The sequence below is a fragment of the Wolbachia endosymbiont (group A) of Lypha dubia genome, from assembly GCF_964028575.1.
In the GTDB taxonomy this organism is placed as follows: Bacteria; Pseudomonadota; Alphaproteobacteria; order Rickettsiales; family Anaplasmataceae; genus Wolbachia; species Wolbachia pipientis.
The window spans coordinates 1,159,616-1,182,364 of record NZ_OZ034796.1 but is presented as its reverse complement, the minus strand read 5'-3'; the positions used below and the strand labels follow the sequence as shown (position 1 = coordinate 1,182,364).

Sequence of the window (22,749 nt, the reverse complement as noted above, 5' to 3'; positions counted from 1 at the left end):
ATATAAACTTATAAGTTAATTTGTTGATGAGGAAAAACAAATGTCAAGTATAAGTTTAAATGTATTAGATGATAGCGTGCTGATCAAGCCTATTAGCGAAGAAAAGCAAGGTGGAATTGTGCTTCCATCAAGTGCTGAAAAGAAACCTACTAAAGGTGAAGTTATAGCAATTGGTGAAGGTTCACGCAATTTAAGTGGCGAACGCGTAACTTTAACTGTGAAAGCTGGTGATAAAGTGTTCTATCGCCAATGGGCTGGTACAGAAATAGAACATAATAATGAGAAGCTTATCGTGATGAAGGAATCCGATATACTTGCTGTCATTAAGTAGCAGTCTTTATTTTACTAAACTGAAACAAAGCGCAACATAGCGCATTGTAAATGGTTTTATTATAGTTTTCTAAATTTTTTATTAACAAGAGGTGATAAAAATGACTAATGTAGTAGTATCAGGTGAGCAGTTGCAAGAAGCCTTTCGTGAAGTCGCAGCAATAGTGGATTCAACGGTAGCAATAACTGCGGGACCTAGAGGAAAAACAGTAGGGATTAATAAGCCCTATGGAGCACCAGAAATTACAAAAGATGGTTATAAGGTGATGAAGGGTATCAAGCCTGAAAAACCATTAAACGCTGTAATAGCAAGCATCTTTGCACAAAGTTGTTCTCAATGTAACGATAAAGTTGGTGATGGTACAACAACGTGCTCAATACTAACTAGCAACATGATAATGGAAGCTTCAAAATCAATTGCTGCTGGAAACGATCGTGTTGGTATTAAAAACGGAATACAGAAGGCAAAAGATGTAATATTAAAGGAAATTGCGTCAATGTCTCGTACAATTTCTCTAGAGAAAATAGACGAAGTGGCACAAGTTGCAATAATCTCTGCAAATGGTGATAAGGATATAGGTAACAGTATCGCTGATTCCGTGAAAAAAGTTGGAAAAGAGGGTGTAATAACTGTTGAAGAGAGTAAAGGTTCAAAAGAGTTAGAAGTTGAGCTGACTACTGGCATGCAATTTGATCGCGGTTATCTCTCTCCGTATTTTATTACAAATAATGAAAAAATGATCGTGGAGCTTGATAATCCTTATCTATTAATTACAGAGAAAAAATTAAATATTATTCAACCTTTACTTCCTATTCTTGAAGCTATTGTTAAATCTGGTAAACCTTTGGTTATTATTGCAGAGGATATCGAAGGTGAAGCATTAAGCACTTTAGTTATCAATAAATTGCGTGGTGGTTTAAAAGTTGCTGCAGTAAAAGCTCCAGGTTTTGGTGACAGAAGAAAGGAGATGCTCGAAGACATAGCAACTTTAACTGGTGCTAAGTACGTCATAAAAGATGAACTTGGAATCAAGATGGAAGATCTCACGCTTGATGATCTTGGTACGGCTAAAAATGTTAAAATTACTAAAGATAATACCACAGTTGTCAGCGAAAATAGCGATTCTGACAGTGTGAAAGCTAGAATCGAGCAGATTAAATCTCAAATTGAAACTTCAACTTCTGATTATGATAAAGAAAAGCTAAGAGAACGTTTAGCGAAATTATCAGGTGGCGTTGCTGTGCTCAAAGTTGGTGGAGCAACTGAAGTGGAAGTTAAAGAACGTAGAGATAGAGTCGAAGATGCGCTGCATGCAACAAGAGCTGCAATTGAAGAAGGTATAGTTCCAGGTGGTGGAGTTGCGCTTCTTTATGCTTCATCTGTTCTCGACAAATTAAAAGGTGCAAGTGACGAGGAACAAATAGGCATAAACATTATCAAGAAAGTTCTCAGTGCTCCAATTAGAAGGTTAGTCAAAAATGCTGGTCTTGAATCTGCTGTTATAATTGACTATTTGATTAAGCAGAATGATAAAGAGCTTATATACAACGTTGAGGCTATGAATTACGCTAATGCATTTACAGCTGGTGTGATTGATCCAGCAAAAGTGGTGCGTATTGCTTTTGAAACAGCGGTATCTGTTGCGAGTGTGCTGATAACTACTGAATCTATGATAGTTGATGTACCAAGCAAAGAAAATGCTTCATCTCCTATGGGTGCAGGAGAAATGAGTGGCATGGGTGGATTCTAAGTAGAATGAAACCGTGGAGCAATTGCTCCACGGTAGTTCCAAAAAATCTCACATTTTACTATTCGTTAAAGGTAATACGTTTGGTGCAGAAATGCACTACTGTTTGCATCCGTTTCACTCCTTTATATTGTGGTTGTCTAATAACAAAAGGCAGCATAAGAAAACTATAACCCCTAGTATATTTATACTATAGCTGACCCAAGCAACACGTCATACCGCGATTCATTCCACAACTGTACGAACATTACAATATGGCACATAGTAAACGATGTCATGAAAGTATAGTATTTTCTAAAATGAATGATAAATTTCCATTATGGTATTACCAACCAAAAGTTGTAAGTCTGTATATTTATGCATTAAAGGTCTGAGGCGGCTTTTGATGGTATTCCAACAATGCTCTATAGGGTTCAAATCTGGTGAATATGTTGGTAGATAGAGCAAACGGCATCTAGCATTATCTATTAACTCCTTTGTTTTGGGAGTTTTATGGAATGTGGCATTGTCCATAACTATTGTAGTACCATGTGGCAATTTAGGTAATAACATCTTCTCTAACCATGTATTGAATACCTCTTTGTCACACCCACCTTTGAAAGTCATTGGTGCAATAAATCTCTTTCCAATCCACCCGCCTATTATACTGATTCTCTCTCGTTTTCTTCCTGGAATATCTGCATAAATTTTCTTTCCTATTGGAGCACGTCCATACTCTCGGTATAACCTATTATCAACTCCTGCTTCATCTATATATAAGATGCTGGAATGGTCTATTTTTGAGATTTTATCGGTAAATCGCTGCCTATCTTCTTGATTGCGCTCTTGATATAGTGTAACTTTTTTTTAAAGTAATTCTTAGCTGTTTCAGCCTATACCAAATTGAATTTATTCCAAATCCAAGATTTTGTTTCATCTCTGCCAGCGTATGATCTGGATTCTTTTTAACATATTCTTCGAGTATTTTTGGGTCTATTTTTCGAATAAAGCTGCCGTTTTTCGATGGCCTTAGGCTTTCACCAGCGGCTTTCTTTCTTAACCAGCGGTACAGAGTTGCTATTCCTATCTCCAAAAGCTCTGCCACCTCAACCTTTGACTTCCCTTTTTCTATCATCGATACTGCCCTTTCCCTTAAATCCACACTATACGCCATTATAACTCAAATAGCTTATTATACCTTTATCATTTACTTTGGGAAGTACTATAGCTGACACTGGAATGACACCCTTTTGGATGGAAACCAGTGTCACGCACTGGCATGACACCCATTTGTTCCTATAGTTGTCTTTTCTCGTCTACCTTATTTTGCCACTCTGCTGAACAGATACAATTTACAACCACCCCCCTACCCTTTTTAGTTGTTCAGCAAATATAGAGAGGTTAAAGGGAGTGGTATTACTTAAACAACTAAATAAAAAACCAGGTAGATCATTCTGAAATTCTTGCATTTTTGTCCATAATTTTGTTAAATAACTTCCCTTTTGGTCATATCGAACCGAATTTCTTTTTCACACCACCTTTTAAGCCACTTTCGTTAGTTTTTGTCATAATGCGATCAAACACTCCCAATAACCTCTTTAATAGGTTTGGAGTTAGCGAAGAGATAAGATCAACAGATACGTTATTGTTTTTGTCATCACCACTTGCTTTATAGTCTATTGAAACGATTCCCCTACTTTTCCCACCAGTAAGAAGTTTTCCAATTATAGGAATTTTTAACAAAGATTTATTAATTGAATATGCTGGTATTACTTGTCCTGCAACCTGGAATTTATAATTTCTAATATCGAGCTTACCACCAGTGCTAATACCTAACTCCGCCCCTTCAAGCCAAGATTCTTCAATTTCAATAGTGCCATCTTTGTATGAAAAAGGTGCATTACATTTGTAAAAGTATACACCTTCATTTTTTATGGCATTTACAATGCCAGGCAATGAAGACATCGACAATAAAGTAGTAAGTAGTGGAGCATCTTTGATGTAGAAATTGCTAATGGATAACGTACCATAATGTTCTCCACTTTCTCTCTGAGGAGAGAGATAAAAAGACAATTTGCCGTTTTTAATTGATTTACTAATGCCTAAGGAACGCAAAAGCATACCTGAATTATCCGCATATATTTCGAGCCCTATTCCACTGTATTCTGCTAGTATGTTGCTGCTATCTTCCAGAAACTGCCCTGTAAATTGACTTCCATTGCAATTACCTTTAGTACAGGTTACATTCAGCTTAGCATTTTTGATAACGATGCCTTCTTTCATAATTACATTGTCAACATTCATACTAATCTCTATATCTTTATTTAATCCATTACTGTTTTTGCCAAGCAAGCCTAAAATATCACTTAAGTTAATTTCCTCACCATAAATAGTTATGGCATTTTTCTCCTTACCTGATTCAATTTCTATACTAAAATCATTATCAGGCAATTTAAAGCTACTAGAATTTAAATATAAATTTCCATTTTCTACTCTTCCGCTGAATTTTATATCTAGGTCATTTCCTACAACATCTAATTTGTCTATTAACAATTCACCTGCTCCTTTTAACCTTGTAGAAAACAAAATTTTATTGTGATCTTCAAAACGATTTTTCCACCCTAAGTAGCTTGAACGTGATTCAAGCTCTGATAAATCTATATCACCATTAACATACCCCGTCTTATCTTGATTTATCACTGACTCTAAATTTGCACTGACATAGCCACTATCAAAATTAAGTATTTGAGCGGGTAAATCTCCGGTCAAATTCCAGGCGAAACTTTCATTCCTATTGCTACTTTTCAGGTCAAATAATAGCTGTGTGTTATTTACCATACCACTACCATTTAAATCTATAAAGTCACTGCCAAAACTAAGCTTAATATCATATTTACCAAGACTTGCATTATAGATAGCCAAATTGTCAATTTCAGAATGAAAATTGGCCGAAAAATCTACTTTTTTGTCATCAGCATTTAGATTAAAAATGCGAAAACTGAATACAGATTTTGCCATTCCACTTACTTTATCCCTTTCAACCTTCACTACATCATCCAGCTTAAATCTTATAGGCTCATATAAACCATAAGCATCACTTACAGCTTGGCCATTAATGGTTAGAACTGAATTTTCCTTATTGAGAGATTTCATTTCAATATCACCGCCATTAATAGTGAAACTCTGAAATTTAGCGCTATTTACAGTAATTTTAAGATCGTTATTCTTGATGATCAAATCACCCTTTAATTCCTTTACTTGCTCAAAATCTTCATCAAATTTTACGCTACCGTTTTCTATATCAGCAACAATTACAATGTCTGACAGATCGCCATCAACCAATTTGCCATTGAAACTTATAATGGTATTTAAAACATCCCCATCAATATTATCACAATACCAGCTTTTAAATTTACTATTTACTACACTATCTGGTATATAAGTACATAAATCCTTTGCAGCAAACTTACTAATATTAATTCTAAGCAAAGCATGACTTGTACCAAAGTTCATTTTGCCTATTAAAGAGAGATACGTGTCATTTAACTTAAAATGGAAGTTTTTTACACTAATAATTCCATTACTATATGTTAAATTTATATTTACATTAGTTAAGGCCAAATTTTTGTTCAAATAATTTTCTGTATTTAATACGTATATATTTCCATCTACAATTTCATCCTTTTTATTAATTTTCACTGAGAAGCTTCCTTTGAATCCTATATTTTTGTCCAAATTGTAGCTTTTAACTAATGTAGAAAACTTGCTCAATAGTCCCAATTTTAGATCATAAAATGTCCCGTACACATTTAGCAAATTGTTGCGATTTTTTATCGTAATTGATAAATCATCCAAAAATCCCTTTCCATCTTTTGTATTCACATGAATATCTAAAACATTAAAATCTTCCCCCTTCCCTATATATAATTTATCAATAAAAAATTCATCTTCTGTGCTTTTATCAATAGCGATGTTAGTAAATTCAATTTTTGAATCCGCATTTAAGTCAAAAAAAAATTCCCTTATTGTTTTTAATAGATTTTTTGCACTACTTTCTGTCATCTTGAAATTCTTCCCTGTCATCCCAGTATCTTTTTTTCCTGTCATCCCAGCACTCGTCCTTGTCATCCAAGTAGCTTGACTACTTGTTTCTTTTTTTCTAGATTCCAGCGTCACGCGCTGGAATGACACCGAAGGAAGGCGGTTACTACTTAAATAATGATTATCCAAAAGGTCTAATGAGTTTTGCGGATTAACATTAGTTTCTTCTCTCTTGATACATACATGCACATTATCAGCTGAAACCTGAGAGAGATTTGTGCTAGCTTTAAATAAGGAACTTAACTTAAAATGTACAAAAAGCTCAGGAACTTTTATAGTAAAATTAGGGTTTGCTATTGCCAAATCCGTAATGACTAAATACGGATCTTTGCCATCTTTCTGCCAAACAACTGAGGTATTCTCCATATTAACGCTTGAGCCAACAAATATTTTTGATATTTTATGTTTAACATAAAAATCAATATAATTAATATTGATTTCTAAAGGCTTAAAAAAAATAAAGAAGCACAATATGAATAATAAAGCTACGGAAAATAATATAGTAATTTTTTTAAGCATCGATTATTGCTTTTCTTGCTAAACTATCAGCCTCCTCATTATACTTATCGCCACTGTGTGCTTTAACCCACTTCCAATCAATTTCGTGTTGTGAAGCAACGTTGTCTAGCTCTTTCCACAATTCCATATTTTTTACTGATTTTTTATTACTTGTTTTCCAGCCATTCATTTTCCACTTATTTATCCATTCTGTTATGCCATGCTTAACATAAAGACTATCCGTATATAAATTAATATTACAAGAAAATTTCAATACTTTCAGCCCATTGATCACCGCTGTTAACTCCATTTTATTGTTTGTGGTATTTTCTTCTCTACCATAAATGTCTTTTCTGTAATCTTGAAATAATATGATAGCTGCCCATCCTCCCGCTCCAGGATTACCAGAACACGCTCCATCCGTGTATATTATCACTTCCTTTTTATTCATCTTTAACTATATGAATTAATAAAGTATATAGTTGCTTTTATGAAAGCACAATTTCTAAAGGTAGTTTACTTTAAATTTTATTATAGAAACAAAAAAAAGTGTGACAACGAGCATTACCAAAAGGAAAAGTAAAAAATAGTTTTTATGCTTCTGCCGTTCTTTCATAACTAAAATAAATCAATAGAACAAAAAATAATACTGGCGAATAGGGAAAATAGATAAGAAATTGAATAAGAAAACATTTTTTTCTGTGAGCTGTGATTCTTGAACTTCATAACAGATACAGCGTACCAAATAAAAACGCAACCTTCAAAGGTTGCCATGCTTAGATAAAGTAAAGCCTTTTTCAAAAATAGAGCCGGAAGCAAGCTAGTTAGCACCAGCAAAACACTATAAATTAATATATATTTTCTTGTTTTTTCCGGACCATAAACAATATTGAACATTGGAATTGATGCCTTTGCATAGTCTTCAGACTTATTTAAAGATAGGGCCCAAAAGTGTGGTGGAGTCCACATAAAAATTACTAAAAATAAAATGAAACTTTCCCAACTTACAGAATTAGTCACAGCTGCCCAGCCAATCATTGGAGGGAAAGCACCTGCTGCACCACCGATAACGATATTCTGCGGAGTACGCCTTTTTAGCCAAATTGTATATATGAAAACGTAAAATAATATGCTAACAGCAAGCAAAGCAGCAGAAATATAGTTTACTGCTATTGCCATGATAAATACTGACAATATTCCAAGAGTTATACCAAATTCAAGCGCACTTTCTGCAGAAACTCTACCTGAGGGTATAGGGCGGTTTTTTGTCCTTTCCATGAGCAGATCTATGTCTCTGTCATACCACATATTTATAGCACCTGCAGATCCTGAGCCAAGAGCAACACATATAAGAGATATTAGTGCTAGAAAAGGGTGCATACTACCTGGTGCAGTAACCATACCAGCAACTGCAGTAAATACCACAAGATACATTATCCTTGGCTTCAGCAAACGCCAAAAATCCAGTATTGTTGATTCAACATTTAGCAAAACACTTGTGTACATTCTATTTTACCACTGGTGGTTTTTCGAAAGTATGAAAAGGCGGTGGTGAAGATACCGTCCATTCCAAGGTGTCACCTCCCCAAGGATTATCTCCAGCTTTCTTGCCCCATTTAAAAAGATGTATAACTATAAACACAAAAAACATAACTGAAACAAAGGACATATACGAACCAATTGAGGATATATAATTCCAAGGGATAAACGCATCAGGATAATCAGGTATACGCCTTGGCATACCAGCTAATCCTAAGAAATGTTGAGGTAAAAAAGTGATATTGGTGCTAATAAAAGTAAGCCAAAAGTGGATTTGACCTAAGCGCTCATTATATTGTTTACCCGACATTTTACCAATCCAATAATAAAAGCCAGCAAAAGCTCCAAATAATGCAGCAAGTGACATGACATAATGGAAGTGAGCAACAACATAATAGGTGTCGTGCAGGAGCTTATCTATTCCACCATGAGAAAGAATTATTCCCGTTATGCCACCGCCAACAAACATAAAAATAAAACCTAGTGCAAATAGCATAGGGGTTTTAAACTCAATTGCTCCGCCCCACATAGTTGCAATCCAGCTAAAGACTTTTACACCAGTTATAACACCGATAAAAATTGTGGTAGTGCTAAAAAATGCAGCAGCGTCAGCACTAAGCCCAACAGTGAACATATGGTGAGCCCAAACCATAAAGCCAAATACTGCTATACCTATCATTGCATAAACCATCCCTATGTAACCAAATACAGGTCTGTGAGAAAAAGTTGATACAACCTGACTTATGATGCCAAATGCAGGAAAAATAATTACGTAAACTTCTGGATGACCAAAAAACCAAAATAAATGTTGAAATAACACAGGGTCACCACCACCTGCAGGATCAAAAAAGGAAGTACCAATATTGCGATCAGTAAGAAGCATAGTTATAGCACCGGCAAGCACCGGTAAGGCAACAATCAACATAAATGCTGTTAGCAAGACAGACCAAACAAATAGTGGCATCTTAGTCAACGACATGCCTTTCGCACGCATGTTAAATATAGTAACTATAAAGTTGATCGCCCCAACAATTGACGACATACCAGCAACATGAAGTGCAAGTATAGCAATGTCAACTCCTGCACTTGGATGGGACATTACCTGTGATAAAGGTGGATATAAAGTCCAACCTGTACCTGGACCTTCACCAATAAACACTGAGAGAATGAGCAAAATAAAAGATGACACTAATAACCAAAAACTTAAATTATTCATACGAGGAAATGCCATATCTGGTGCGCCAATCATGAGAGGTACAAACCAGTTACCAAATCCTCCCATGAGGGCTGGCATTATCATAAAAAACACCATTATCAACGCATGCCCTGTAACCATTACGTTATATAATTGATAGTTATTGTTAAGTATATTAATGTGCATTAGCTGAGTGCGAATAATCACCGATAATAATCCACCAATAATTCCAGCTAATATGGAAAAAATAATGTACAGTGTCCCTATGTCTTTATGATTAGTGGAAAACAACCAACGCTTTATGCCCCTTGGTACGTCACTCATATCTATACTCCAAATTTAACTCACTAATTTTCTATTTTCAATCCACTTATTAAAATCTTCTTTGCTTACTGCTTCAACAACAATTGGCATAAATCCATGGCCTTGACCACACAATTCATAGCACTGCCCGTAATAAACACCAGACTTTTTGATATTAAACCACGCCTCATTCAGCCTACCTGGTATCGCATCAATTTTTACACCAAAAGCCGGTACTCCCCAGCTGTGTATCACATCTCCTGCTGTAACTTGTAAACGAACATTAGTATTAATGGGTAAAACGATGTTGTTATCAACAGAGAATAGCTTTAAATCTCCTTCGATAAAGTCTTCTTTTCCCTTAATATAACTATCAAATGACACACCTTGATATTCTGGATATTGGTAACTCCAATACCATTGATGGCCAATAACTTTCAGTGTTATATCAGCTTTCGGTATTTCTTCCTGTAGCTTCAGTAATTTAGCGTTTTCAAAGGCTAATATTCCAACAATGATAGTTGGTATAACAAACCAAATAATTTCTAAAGGAACACTATGGGTAGTTTTACTTATGTTTGTTACTTTGCTTTTACGAAAGCGAAACGCTATATAAGCAAGCAGCGCCCACACAAAAAGCATTATTGTAACCATCACAAGCATCACAAACGAATGTGACCTAACTACAGCCTCCATTACTTCAGTTGCAGGAGCAGGAAATCCAAATTGCCAGGAAGTAGGAGCAGAGGCAACAGATATATTTGAGTAAAATATTATCAATAGTGCAAATAACTTCACCATATCTTTTGTTTGTTTGCTATAAAACTAAGTGATATACTGTATAATAGTATATATAAACTTACTATGCAAATAGAGATTAGTGATGGTTAATAATTTTTTAGCATTCAACAAGTATAATAGTACAATACTAATTGAGGAAAAAAGCATTTACATAAATCTATTGTAAGTAAAAATATTATAATATTTTAAATTAAGTATTTACTTTAAGTAAATTCTATAATAAGTTTAATAGTGTCTGTTACTGCTAATAACCCTCTAGCCTCACACCTAAAAGCAGTAACAGACACTATTAAACTTTATGACAAGTTTATAATATGTAAGATCAAAGTCTTACAAGTTTCTTTATTTCATTATACATTGCAGTTTGTTAATTAACTTTTAATGCCTATGGTGGCATTTACAGCTTGGACCAAAGGTTTATGTATTATAGAAAATAATTATAAAAAAAACACACTATTTGTATACCATACAAACTTTTTTTATTCTGCATAGCTGAGTTACTAGATTCTGTAAACGAAATCTTTAGAGAAGCCAAATGGGCAAAGTTTCATGAAGGTCTTTGGCATCTCTTAGCATAGATCCCTTACTTAACCATCATACCGCGATTCATTCGCAGTATCTCAAAGCATAGATCCCGCTAACAAGTAGCGGGATGACGATTGTCGTTTAGCCATAAACATTAAGAAATTTACCAAATAAAAAAAAAGGCAAAAGAAGCCCTGGGGTTATTATCCGCTTTAAAATATTGGCGTTTTTTATGTTTTAAACGCTTGACAAACGAAATTCAGCTGCTTTTAATTGCAACTAACCTACGCTGCAAATGTTTAAGAAATTTACTAAGCAGAAAAAAAGACAAAGAATCCCCGAGTTAGCTAGTCTTTTACTATCTCTGTCGAGTATTGGCATTTTTTGATGTCTTGTAACGCTTTATAAGCGCGTTTCGGCTTATATAGGTAAAAACCCAGAAATTTTTAAGACATGCGATGCACGTAGTGCGAAAAATTAAACATGAGACGCCAAATACCCTAAGTTTGACTCGCGACATAATGTTGAACATTTTTTTTTGCATTTCCAGAGCAAGTTCTTGAAACCTAAACATTATATGTACATCATCATGATCAATTCTAATGCATCTAACTAATGCTATGATGACCTTACCCAGAAAAAGTGGAGAGAAAGTTTGGAATGTTTTTTACAAAAAGAATGATGCATCAAATTGTTCTGGAATGCAATAGTTAATAGTGACGTTGTTTGTTATAAAAAATTTCTATATATTCAAATATAGCAGTTTTGATATGCTGTTTAGAGTGCCGAGAGGTGTCTATTGGTAACTCCCTTTTTAGAGAACTGAAGAAGCTTTCCACAACAGAATTGTCGTAACAACAACCTTTATGACTCATCTATGTTTTTTATGGATAAGAGATATTGATAACCTTGCGAAGTATATTGTGAACCTTGATCACTATGTAATAGTAGATTTTTGGCAGGTTTACGCTTGTTAACGGCCATTAATAAAGAGTCCATAACCAATTGTTTATTTATTGAACTGCTCATTAACTACCATGCGTGAATATAGATCGATTATTGTTGCCAAATATAGCCATCCTTCTTTGGTTTTTATATAAGTAATCCCATACTTTATTTGGTTGATCGACAATAAAGTTTTGGTCTAATATATTGGGAGCTACTGTCCGTTTGTTGTTTCTTAATTTTAAATTTTCTTCTCAATATAGCCTGAATACCATTTTTCTGCATAATACTTTGCACTGTTTTTAAGTTGCAACTTTTACCCAAAGCCTTTAATTCAGCATGAATTTTAGGAGCTCCATATCTACATTTAGAAGCTTGATATATTTTTTGAATATCTGCTAATAACTCTTTATTTGCTGATTCTCTACTGCTTATTTTTCTTGTGGTCCACTTATAGTAGCCACTAGCAGAAAATCCTACATAATTCCTGTACTTTATAGCAGTTACTATATAAAAAAATATTTTACTCTTTTTGACTGGCCAGGGCTTTTTTTAAAATGTCTCTTTCTCTTGTTACTTTTGCTAACTCTTTCTGTAAATCAAATCTCTCTTTGTCATAAGGTGCTACATCTGGAAATGCATTTGCCGCTGACTTTTTTCGTTATATTTCTTCATCCATTTTCCTAATACACTATCCCTTATTCCTAGATCTCTTGCTACTTTTGCAACTGGTTGACCTACCTTTCTTTGTTCATTTGTCAGCTTAACAGCTTCCAATTTGAATTCTGCCGTATATTCTCTTGCCATTTCTAATCCTCCAAAATTTTATTTTACCCAAAAAAACTCCTTTCTTTCTCTCCACTTTTTCTGGTAAGGTCAATTCGGAACTCTATTTCTTTTTTACGATCTTTACTTTTATTCTTATTGTTCATATAATATACCCTTCACTAATAATAAATTATTTTTAAATGTTTACTGTTATTTTCTTAGCAGTATTGGCATAAAGCCATAGCTTTTGGGTGAAGTCAAATCAAATTTTCAATTTTTTTTTGTTTATTTTTTTATGAAAAGGTAGAAGATATTAATAGCTGCTAATTTCTTTAAACGATGTTGTCGTAGATTCGTATTTTTATACACCAAAAAGGGTATCTTTGATGTCTCCTACAGCTCCAAACTCATAGCATCCATTTGCCAGCCTTTTAAGGCGCTTTATAGAAGGGTTAATAAAAGATGTACAAAAGGACGTCTAAGGTGCGTAGTAGCATTCTAAAGCCATCTATGGGAGACATTTTTTTCATCAACGCATTCAAAACTTAAAAAAATAAAAAACTTGAACATTTCTTCAGAATTGTGTATAATTATTAATGCTTTTTAAGGTTCTTTCTTATGACTTTTTCTAAGTTTCTTGATCCCAAAAATGATGTATCGTTTAAGCGTATCTTCGGTACTGAAAAAAATAGAGATATCCTTATTCACTTCCTCAATGATATTCTTGGCTTTACTGGTAAAAATGAAATAAAGGATATAGAGTTTTTAAGTACTATTCAAGACCCCGATATCGCCGCTAAAAAGCAAAGTATTGTTGATGTTCTCTGTAGAGATTCTACAGGTGCTCAATACATTTGCGAAATGCAGGTCGCTAAAACTAAAGGCTTTGAAAAACGTGCCCAATACTATGCTGCTAAAGCTTACTCAAGGCAAGCTGATAAAGGTGACCAGTATCATAACCTTAAGGAAATTATCTTCATTGCTATAGCAGATTGTGTACTGTTTCCTAATAAATCTGAGTACAAATCAAAGCATACTATTCGAGATGAAGACACTAATGAGCATGATCTAAAAGATTTCTATTTTATATTTATTGAGTTGCCAAAATTTCCAAAGAATAAGGAAGATCAGTTGGAAAATATAGTTGAAAAATGGGTTTATTTTTTTCGATATGCAGATGAGACTAGTGAAGAAGAGCTGGAAAAAATAATAGGTAGTGATGTAATAATTAAAAAGGCCTATGAAGAGCTAAATAGATTCAACTGGTCAGAAAAAGAATTTATTGCCTATGAACAGGAAATAAAACGTATTCTTGATGAACAGGCTGTCCTCGCTCAAAAACTTGATGATGCTACTGCAAAAGGTAGAGAAGAAGGTAAAGAAGAAGGCATCCAAATCGGACATGAAAAAGGCAGAAAAGCAGAGAAAATCGAAGTGGCAAAGAACTCACTTAAGGCCGGTGTCTCTATTGATGTTATCGCTCAAATTACCGGCCTTTCGATAGATGAAATTCAAAAATTAAGGAATTAATACTTTACCTTGACCTCTAGCTTGAGTTAAATGACATTGAACAGAAGTATTATTTAGATAACTTTTAGGCTCCAAGCTTATTTGTTGTTCTTTTACGTCACTCACTTCTAATCTGCTTAACATTTGTTGCATTAATTGATTTATTACTGGGTCTATTCTTCTATTAAATTCAGCCATAAACTTATCAAACTTTTTCGGACTTAATCTACCGGGATCTCCGGGTTCTCTACCAGGCAATGCTTCCTCTGCGTATGATTTTAAAATCCCTGAAATTTCATTAAATTCACCACTCCTAATTTTTTCATTAATCTTCTCAAATAATTTCTCAAAATTAATATCTAAGCGGTGCATTTTTATACCACCTTTCGATTCAGCTTGCTTCTCTAATACTTCCTTGAACGACTTTATAATATCCGATGTGTAAAAAAGAGCCTTTACAGGATTAACATCAGAAAACTTAGGAAGAGGACACTTTTTATCTAGAAAAGCTTGTAACAAGAAAAACATCAAGCTAGCATTATTACTCGCACAAACTTCACGACTAAATTGGCTAGTATATTGGATATTTGGGTTTCTTACTGTATCAGAATGATTGGAGCTACTTCCTGCTGTACCAGAACGGCTAGAGCTATTTTCTGAAAATGAAGGCAACGCAGCCCTTAAAGGGGAAGAGATAAACTGAAAAACACCTTTAACAGCATCTATCCATGAAGACGGCTTACTTGCTCCGCTTGTAGCTCCTATTTTGTTATAGCCTATTTCGTCACTTTGCGATGAATTGTCTGATGCATTATCATAAGATAGATCACACTTAGCTTCTTTTGTAATACTATATTGTACATCACGCTTCTTGCGAGTAGATCCACAATCCTCAATTTTCCATTGACATGGACTATCTTTGCCCCTGGCCTCCAAGTAAATACTCTCCTTCTATCCCTATCATGGCTAAGATAATCACTAGCAGGATATAAATACTCATTAAAATAAGTGCTTTTTATATATATGTTGTTACCTTCAGGTTCAAATTTCCATTGACATGAACTATCTTTGCCCCCTGGCCTCCAAGTAAATACTCTCCTTCTATCCCTATCATGGCTAAGATAATCACTAGCAGGATATAAATACTCATTACTATAGTAAACACTTTTAATACATACCTCCGATGAAAATACTGCATTCTTTACTGACTCTGGTAATTCTCCTTTTATCCTTTCAAGCTCAGATTTTTTTTCCGAATGAACATTATGGTAATTACTCATCTCCATAATTCTTTTTACATAACGGGCTAACCTAAACTCCGCATTTTCTACACCTTTAACTTCAATACTAGCTCCAATATTGAGAAGATTTGTAACTTCACTAACATTCCCACTTTCTACAGCAGCAAATAAAAGTCTATCATACTCACTTTGCTTTGGTCCTAAAAAGTTTACTACTTCTGACTGACGAGAGGTATTTGCTACATCTAAAGGTTTTCCACCATCCTTATTTTTAGCTCCAATGTTAGCCCCCTTATCTATAAGAAATCTAATTATCTCTAAATGACCTCCTTCAGCAGCCCTATGCAAAGATGTGTAACCATCACTATCTCTAGCTTCAATATTAGCCCCTTTCTCAAGAAGTTCTCTAACGTCACTAAGGCGTCCTGCTCCTGCAGCACTAACTAATAAATCATCATTGTTTAAAGTCATTTGTCCCTCCACATTTATAAAAACTTACCTAACTTAACTAAGCAATCACGCTATAACAAGCCACTCTTACCCTGAGCTTTTTTCTTTCCTCAAGCAACACAGAAAGGACCATCTTCCCTCAAACAAGAATTCTGGAATGCCCTCACATAACATAGCCCGCTCACAAAAGTAAAATTACCTTAGCCATCACACACTTACATACCATAAAAAATTAATAATCTAATGTATTTCAGGAATAGTACTCCACTTTTAAAACTTGTCAACCCCTAATTTAAAATTTTTTTGAAATAATTTTTGATGAAAATTTTTAATGAATTACTATTAATTTAATATTAAATATTACTAAGAACCTAAATAATACAACCACTTTCAGCAATAAAAACCAGCTAGCATGAGAAGACTTTTTTGGAAATCGATTGGTCTTGCAAATGTGCTTAAAATCTTCGTTTCAAGCCCTGAATGTAAGTTTGTTTGCCTTTTTTTGACTATTTGGGATTCCTTCTCTATCTCTTGGTGTTAAATGAATCGGCACTTGTACGTAAAGCCTTTGCATTTCTCCCATTTTTTCTATTATTTTCTTTACTTTCAGCCAATAAGTGGTTTTCTATTTCACCTTTTTATATCAATTTATTACTTTCTTTTTGATTTGACACACTTTTTTGAACATCTCTATTGTGGAACAAACTTTCTCTTGGTTCTCCAATTTAGACACATGAGCAAAGATTGTGAGCTTTCTCCTCTTACTTCAAAAACCAATATCTTCTTTAATATGATTACTTCTATGTACTTACTAAATTAGGCTACTTAAATTCCTTAGGCAGGTTATAAACGGATACCTTTGCTGAGCTTTCAAAGCTCTTTATAGAGGTAGGTGATTCTAATGTTCCAGGTACGTCATCGTAATCAGATAGTTGCGTAGAAATTGAATTCGTCCTAATACCCTGAAATGTACCTTCTTGAAAATGAAGTAATTTATTTTCCAACTTATCTCTTGCTTCTCTAAAACTGTCCAATTTTTTTTGCAAGCTAACACTTTCTTCTTTATACTTTGAAAGTGTTAAATCGATAAAATGATTACACAACACTATTAGACCTGTAGCACTAGAAAATAACAACAAGAGAGGATGAATGGTAACACCTGGCATATCTCCACTTCTTGCATCATGAAAATTTTTATACATATTAAGACAAGAGCCAAAAGCTGCAGAGCATACAAAAGCAAGTTTTGTTCTGCACAGGAAATACTCGACTTGCGCTAATTTTTCATTGCAATGTGCTAATTCTTTACGCAAATCATTAATTTTATCACTATAATACCTAATAAACAATTGTTTTGTTTCTTCATTATTAACATATTTCCATGCTCTGTAAGATCTTCCATCTATGAGCTCAACGTTTACATGCTCTGATTTTAGAAGCGCACTAATTGCGTTACTACTTCTAGAACGCACAGCTTCATGTAGAGGTGTGTAATCGCTTTTAACATCTTTCCTTCTGTTAATATTTTCATAAGTTAAATACTTGAAAAGAGCCGAAATACATTCTGGGTCATTACCTTCAATAGCCAGAGTAATTGCATCTTTTCCGTCTTTATCCTTAGAATTAATAACTTTAGAAAGCGGCTTTTCATTTTCTTGCTTACCTTCAAAATACTTGCACTCATACACCTTATTCGAACGATATGGCTCCTTAAGAATACACAAAAGTTCTTTTACAAGATCAACCTGATTTTCTTTAATAACCACATGCAAAAGTGTGTTTTGATTTTCCTCATCTTGTAACAGTAAAACATCATACAAATAAGCATTTTCATGTAGATAACTAATCTCTTTATTGAAACGTGTTTTATCTATACCTTCTCTTCCTCCTTTACAGATACTGAAGAGTCGTAAACTACCTTCCAAAGCATTGTGATCAATTGCAGAGGCACGTTGCCTTCTGTATAAAATTGGCGCTCCTTCTACGCAAACACTTCCGAAGTAACGAGCAATAGGGGAATGGATACATGCACTTAAAAAATTAGTAAGAGGGTTACAAGTGTTCACACCATTCCTACCTTCAAGCAGTCTAACTACATCTAATTTATTATACGAATCAGCATAATATAAAGGATCCCGATCATAACAGTCCTTAGCATCAATTATAGCATCACATTCAAGAAGAAGTTTAGCTACATCTAAATGACCTTCCCTAGCAGCATAATGTAAAGGTGTTCTAGCTTTTTCATCCATGGCCTCAACTTTAGCACCTTGGCTTATAAGAAAGCTAACCATACCCTCTCTATTGTAGTAAGCAGCATAGTGTAGAGGAGCTATACCCAAACGGTCTTTAGCATTAATTATAGAATCATGGTCAAGAAGAAGTTTAGCTGCATCTAAATGACCTTCCCCAGCAGCATAATGTAAAGGTGTTTTATCTTCTTCATCCATGGCCTCAACTTTAGCATCTCGGCTTATAAGAAAGCTAACCACATCCTCTCTATTGTAGCAAGCAGCATAGTGTAGAGGAGTCATACCAAAACGGTCTTCAGCATCAATTATAGCACCACGGTCAAGAAGAAGTTCAGCTACATCTAAATGACCTTTCCCAGCAGCATAATGTAAAGGTGTTTTAGCTTCTTTATCCACGGCCTCAATTTTGGCATCTTGTTTTATAAGAAAGCTAACCATATTTTTTCTATTGTGGTAAGCAGCATAGTGTAGAGGAGCCATACCAAAACAGTCTTCAGCATCAATCATAGTACCACGGCCAAGAAGAAGTTCAGCTACATCTGAATGACCTTCCCTAGCAGCATAATGTAAAGGTGTTTTTCTACTATCATCTTGAACGTTAACCTTAGCATTTCTACTGAGAAGAAGTTTAAGGACATACAAATTACCCTTACAAGAAGCTACACACAAAGGCGTTTGATTGTTTATACCTTTAGCCTCAATATTAGCACCTCCATCAAGAAAATCACTAACCTTTCTAATATCTTTTCTTTCTATAGCAGAAAATAAATATTTATCTAGCTTTGCTCTCAAAAAGTTTGCTACTTCTGTGTTACCAAGCTCATTTACTATGCGTAAAGGTGTCTTAACATTATTATCCTTAGCTAAAATGCTGGCACCTTGATCAACAAGAAATCTAACCATATCGTATTGACCTGCACTAACAGCATAGTGTAGAGGTGTCCAATTTTGGTCACATCTAATGTCAATATCAGCACCAATACTAAGAAGAAGTTGAGCTACATTTACACTATTTTTACAGGCAGCCCAGGACAGCAAAGGCAACTTATCTAAAAGTTCACGATTAACATTATATTTATCAATATGTTGATCAATATATTCCTCCAACCGTTTAAAGTCGTCATTTTCTATAGCATGCGTAAAATCCGTTGTAAGGCTCGTTTGATCTTTCATAAACTATATAAAAAAAACTATTTTCCTACTCAGTACAATACTCCATTTTTAAAACTTATCAACCCCTATTTAGAAATTTTTTATGGAATAATTTTTGATGAAAGTCTTTAATATATTGCTACTAATTTAGCAATATATACTGTTAAAAACCTAAACAATATAACCATTTCCAGCACCCAAAACCAGCAAGCGTGAGAACAATTTTTCTTGGAATCGGTTGGTCTACCACTTGTTCTGTGCGAACTTTTCTTTATAATAATTTCACTATACGCTAAAACTAGCTAGATTTGCTCGCTTTCGCTAAATTTACATACGAACTAACTCGCCTAACTTTGTTGCAGATAATTTCAAGCTTTTATTTTCACAACCTTATTTTTATGCTGCTTGTTCTCACAAATATACGACCTTTTTTGAAGGAGTAAATAATTCAATTCTTTATAACACTAACTAGCATAGTATCTTCACTAAAATATTTTTTGAAAAAGTTAGTTGATTTATAAATAATTCTCTACTAATACTGGCATGTGTTTGTTTATTCTGCTGAACATGCAGGTTTACTGTGCAAACTTCAGCGGCTTTTACAGTGCTCTTTTCGTCAAAGGTAGCTATACCTTACTTTATGATTATGTGTATAGGCTTGTTGTATTGAGAATTTATATAGTCCTTTTAAGTTAATTATTTGGAATGATGTTAGATATACTTAGCAAACCTAATCTCCCCTTTTTCTTTACTGGTACTCTTGCTACTGTTACATGCTTGCATCTGGAATCTTCGCTATAGCTCCTTATACTCCATTTTAGCTCCAGTAGCAGCTTTAAGTATAGGTTACCTGCTGCTTTATTTGTACTTTCTGCAGTAGCAATTGCGCTTTCATATAAGGTAATCAATCAGAATAAAAAGCCTTATGCTTTAGAGAGTGAAAAATTCAAATTAGCTTTGGAAAATAAAAGAGAGATAGAGGGGTTAGAAGTTAAAAACAAAGCTCTAAATACTATAACTCAAGTATTGAGAGCTCAATTGTCCGAAAAATATTCAGAGTTATCTAATATGACCAAAGAATTAAGAAATTTAGAAAATATAAAAGACCGGAAGAATGATAGTGGTTACTATAGTATTTTCTAAAATGAGTGATAAATTTCCATTATGGTATTACCAACCAAAAGTTGTAAGTCTGTATATTTATGCATTAAAGGTCTGAGGCGGCTTTTGATGGTATTCCAACAATGCTCTATAGGGTTCAAATCTGGTGAATATGTTGGTAGATAGAGCAAACGGCATCTAGCATTATCTATTAACTCCTTTGTTTTGGGAGTTTTATGGAATGTGGCATTGTCCATAACTATTGTAGTACCATGTGGCAATTTAGGTAATAACATCTTCTCTAACCATGTATTGAATACCTCTTTGTCACACCCACCTTTGAAAGTCATTGGTGCAATAAATCTCTTTCCAATCCACCCGCCTATTATACTGATTCTCTCTCGTTTTCTTCCTGGAATATCTGCATAAATTTTCTTTCCTATTGGAGCACGTCCATACTCTCGGTATAACCTATTATCAACTCCTGCTTCATCTATATATAAGATGCTGGAATGGTCTATTTTTGAGATTTTATCGGTAAATCGCTGCCTATCTTCTTGATTGCGCTCTTGATATAGTGTAACTTTTTTTTAAAGTAATTCTTAGCTGTTTCAGCCTATACCAAATTGAATTTATTCCAAATCCAAGATTTTGTTTCATCTCTGCCAGCGTATGATCTGGATTCTTTTTAACATATTCTTCGAGTATTTTTGGGTCTATTTTTCGAATAAAGCTGCCGTTTTTCGATGGCCTTAGGCTTTCACCAGCGGCTTTCTTTCTTAACCAGCGGTACAGAGTTGCTATTCCTATCTCCAAAAGCTCTGCCACCTCAACCTTTGACTTCCCTTTTTCTATCATCGATACTGCCCTTTCCCTTAAATCCACACTATACGCCATTATAACTCAAATAGCTTATTATACCTTTATCATTTACTTTGGGAAGTACTATATAGTCGTACTGATACTCCAACTACTTTTTTAGATAGTATTTTTCCCAGATCTACTCTTAATAAAGCTACAGAGTATTTAACATCATATAAGAAGATCAAGAAACAGAGTATGGATTGGAAGTTCAAAGGCCAAAAAAGCTAATTATTCCAGATACTGAATTTGATTCATTGTCTAAAGATGAGATTGACAATATTCATGGTAGAACGACTATGGGAATAAGATAGCTTGTGTTTTAGTAGTGGATGTTTTAAACAGGTTTTAAGCAACAAAGCATAATCTATCTTTCATGACATTCTTATAATAGTGGTATTGAATATAAGAGGTTGTCCGGAAACTAGTAAATTCAAGCATATTCCCTCTTTAACATAACCCTACTCATAGCTAGGTATATGAAATTCTCAGTGGATGTTGTGAGTAAATCATACTCCTTCGATAGCCTTCTATTCCTATTAACCCAAGCAAAAGTCCTTTCTACAACCCATCTTCTTGGCTGTACTTTAAACCCTTGTTCTCTTGTTGGTAGTAGCTCAGGTGGCGTATCTTTGTGCACCCAAAATCTACATGGAGGCCTTTTAACAATTTCAATATCTATGTCATATTCTTCCTTTATGTGATTCTTTAAATTTCTTCCTTGGTATCCCATGTCAGCCCACATTTTTTTAACTTTAGTATATTTTGTTCTCATATTGTTTAATGCTATTTTAATACCATCTCTATCATTTTCGTTAGCAGCGCCTACGTAACAACCTAGTATAAAACCCTGAGTGTCTGTAATTATATGCCTTTTTCTACCCTTTACTTTTTTACTTCCATCATAGCCTTTGATCCCCCCTTTTCTGTAGTCTTTACAGATTGACTATCTACTATACAGGCACTCGGCTGCTCATTCCTTCCTATTTTTCTTCTACTATATTTTGTAATTTCATAATTCATTTTCTCAAAAATTCCCTGCTTCTTCCATTGCCTGAACTGCTCATACACAGTCTTCCATAGCGGAAAATCATTTGGTAAATACCGCCATTGACACCCTGTACGCAATACATAGAAAATTGCTTCTAATATTTCTCTTTTGCTATACTTTGGCGGCCTTCCTCCTTTCTTGTATGATACTCTGAAGTGTTTTTCTATTCTTGCCCATTCCCTTTCGCTTAGATCTGTTGGATACTTTTTTCTCATCTTTACCCCGTACTAAAATTTCAGATATTATAGCCTTTTACTTGTTTCCGGACAACCTCTAAGTGGCAGTTCTCAATTATATTAATCTATAGTAAAATTGGTTCAAACTTGCATTTGTAAGAAATTTTTGACCTATCTACACACTAGTATTACTCACCATAAAAACTTAACAAAAATATGAATAG

The 22,749-nt window shown here is 34.3% G+C and carries 20 protein-coding genes and 2 pseudogenes; 3 read left to right on the top strand and 19 right to left on the bottom strand.

The features are described 5' to 3' along the window. The first annotated feature begins 49 nt into the window (after positions 1–49). Both ABWU72_RS05960 and groL read left to right on the top strand, forming a co-directional pair. On the top strand, positions 50–331 hold the full coding sequence (locus tag ABWU72_RS05960; protein ID WP_353284063.1) for a co-chaperone GroES: 282 nt from the start codon (positions 50–52) through the stop codon (positions 329–331). A gap of 100 nt (positions 332–431) precedes the next feature. Continuing rightward, positions 432–2,081: a chaperonin GroEL gene (gene groL / locus ABWU72_RS05955; protein WP_155968879.1), complete on the top strand. Its 1,650-nt coding sequence runs from the start codon at positions 432–434 to the stop codon at positions 2,079–2,081. 291 nt (positions 2,082–2,372) lie between these two features. Here groL and ABWU72_RS05950 read toward each other — a convergent pair whose 3' ends face one another. From ABWU72_RS05950 to ABWU72_RS05900, 11 genes are all read right to left on the bottom strand, one after another. Beyond that, positions 2,373–2,855: an IS630 family transposase gene (locus ABWU72_RS05950; RefSeq protein WP_231115908.1), complete on the bottom strand. Its 483-nt coding sequence runs from the start codon at positions 2,853–2,855 to the stop codon at positions 2,373–2,375. 28 nt (positions 2,856–2,883) lie between these two features. After that, positions 2,884–3,231: an IS630 transposase-related protein gene (locus tag ABWU72_RS05945; RefSeq protein WP_155968342.1), complete on the bottom strand. Its 348-nt coding sequence runs from the start codon at positions 3,229–3,231 to the stop codon at positions 2,884–2,886. Positions 3,232–3,563: 332 nt separating this feature from the next. Next, a complete protein-coding gene (locus tag ABWU72_RS05940) occupies positions 3,564–6,677 on the bottom strand; it encodes an AsmA-like C-terminal domain-containing protein (protein ID WP_353283968.1) in 3,114 nt (1,037 codons plus the stop codon). Further along, a complete protein-coding gene (gene rnhA / locus ABWU72_RS05935) occupies positions 6,670–7,107 on the bottom strand; it encodes a ribonuclease HI (RefSeq protein WP_155968885.1) in 438 nt (145 codons plus the stop codon). Before rnhA ends, ABWU72_RS05940 begins: the two co-directional genes overlap by 8 nt. Positions 7,108–7,274: 167 nt before the next feature. Further along, positions 7,275–8,162, bottom strand: a complete 888-nt coding sequence (locus tag ABWU72_RS05930) for a heme o synthase (RefSeq protein WP_155968887.1) — start codon at positions 8,160–8,162, stop codon at positions 7,275–7,277. Between the two features lies 1 nt (position 8,163). Next, on the bottom strand, positions 8,164–9,714 hold the full coding sequence (ctaD, locus tag ABWU72_RS05925; protein WP_213863580.1) for a cytochrome c oxidase subunit I: 1,551 nt from the start codon (positions 9,712–9,714) through the stop codon (positions 8,164–8,166). A 15-nt stretch (positions 9,715–9,729) separates the two neighbouring features. Beyond that, complete coding sequence (gene coxB, locus ABWU72_RS05920; protein WP_012673173.1) at positions 9,730–10,494, bottom strand: cytochrome c oxidase subunit II; 765 nt, start codon at positions 10,492–10,494, stop codon at positions 9,730–9,732. A gap of 1,235 nt (positions 10,495–11,729) precedes the next feature. Continuing rightward, positions 11,730–11,894, bottom strand: a complete 165-nt coding sequence (locus tag ABWU72_RS05915) for an IS3 family transposase (protein ID WP_081600772.1) — start codon at positions 11,892–11,894, stop codon at positions 11,730–11,732. Continuing rightward, positions 11,884–12,048 carry a DDE-type integrase/transposase/recombinase gene (locus tag ABWU72_RS05910; protein WP_156768661.1) on the bottom strand — a complete coding sequence of 55 codons (165 nt, stop codon included), beginning with the start codon at positions 12,046–12,048 and terminating at the stop codon, positions 11,884–11,886. The genes ABWU72_RS05915 and ABWU72_RS05910 overlap by 11 nt, the downstream gene beginning before the upstream one ends. Positions 12,049–12,132: 84 nt before the next feature. After that, complete coding sequence (locus ABWU72_RS05905; RefSeq protein WP_245836010.1) at positions 12,133–12,348, bottom strand: IS3 family transposase; 216 nt, start codon at positions 12,346–12,348, stop codon at positions 12,133–12,135. Positions 12,349–12,588: 240 nt separating this feature from the next. Beyond that, positions 12,589–12,771 (bottom strand): transposase, encoded by a 183-nt coding sequence (locus tag ABWU72_RS05900; protein ID WP_265031869.1) that lies wholly within the window; start codon positions 12,769–12,771, stop codon positions 12,589–12,591. A 579-nt stretch (positions 12,772–13,350) separates the two neighbouring features. Between ABWU72_RS05900 and ABWU72_RS05895 the strand changes: the two genes are divergently transcribed. After that, positions 13,351–14,262 carry an Rpn family recombination-promoting nuclease/putative transposase gene (locus ABWU72_RS05895; RefSeq protein ID WP_353283967.1) on the top strand — a complete coding sequence of 304 codons (912 nt, stop codon included), beginning with the start codon at positions 13,351–13,353 and terminating at the stop codon, positions 14,260–14,262. Here the strand turns inward: ABWU72_RS05895 and ABWU72_RS05890 are convergent. From ABWU72_RS05890 to ABWU72_RS05855, 8 genes and pseudogenes are all read right to left on the bottom strand, one after another. Next, positions 14,251–14,913 carry a hypothetical protein gene (locus ABWU72_RS05890; RefSeq protein ID WP_220468173.1) on the bottom strand — a complete coding sequence of 221 codons (663 nt, stop codon included), beginning with the start codon at positions 14,911–14,913 and terminating at the stop codon, positions 14,251–14,253. The genes ABWU72_RS05895 and ABWU72_RS05890 overlap by 12 nt on opposite strands. 104 nt (positions 14,914–15,017) lie before the next feature. Further along, a complete protein-coding gene (locus tag ABWU72_RS05885; protein WP_264722791.1) occupies positions 15,018–15,953 on the bottom strand; it encodes an ankyrin repeat domain-containing protein in 936 nt (311 codons plus the stop codon). Positions 15,954–16,358: 405 nt separating this feature from the next. Next, positions 16,359–16,570, bottom strand: a pseudogene (locus ABWU72_RS05880) (IS256 family transposase); the annotation flags it as partial. A gap of 183 nt (positions 16,571–16,753) precedes the next feature. Next, positions 16,754–19,357, bottom strand: a complete 2,604-nt coding sequence (locus ABWU72_RS05875) for an ankyrin repeat domain-containing protein (protein WP_353283966.1) — start codon at positions 19,355–19,357, stop codon at positions 16,754–16,756. Positions 19,358–20,028: 671 nt separating this feature from the next. After that, the gene (locus tag ABWU72_RS05870) at positions 20,029–20,244 is read right to left on the bottom strand and encodes a hypothetical protein (protein ID WP_187297708.1); all 216 of its coding nucleotides are present in this window, start codon (positions 20,242–20,244) and stop codon (positions 20,029–20,031) included. A gap of 231 nt (positions 20,245–20,475) precedes the next feature. Beyond that, positions 20,476–20,958, bottom strand: a complete 483-nt coding sequence (locus ABWU72_RS05865) for an IS630 family transposase (protein WP_231115908.1) — start codon at positions 20,956–20,958, stop codon at positions 20,476–20,478. A gap of 28 nt (positions 20,959–20,986) precedes the next feature. Next, positions 20,987–21,334, bottom strand: coding sequence for an IS630 transposase-related protein (locus ABWU72_RS05860; RefSeq protein ID WP_155968342.1), 348 nt, complete (start codon positions 21,332–21,334; stop codon positions 20,987–20,989). 397 nt (positions 21,335–21,731) lie between these two features. Then, positions 21,732–22,564 (bottom strand): annotated as a pseudogene (locus tag ABWU72_RS05855) (IS5 family transposase). Positions 22,565–22,749 lie beyond the last annotated feature (185 nt).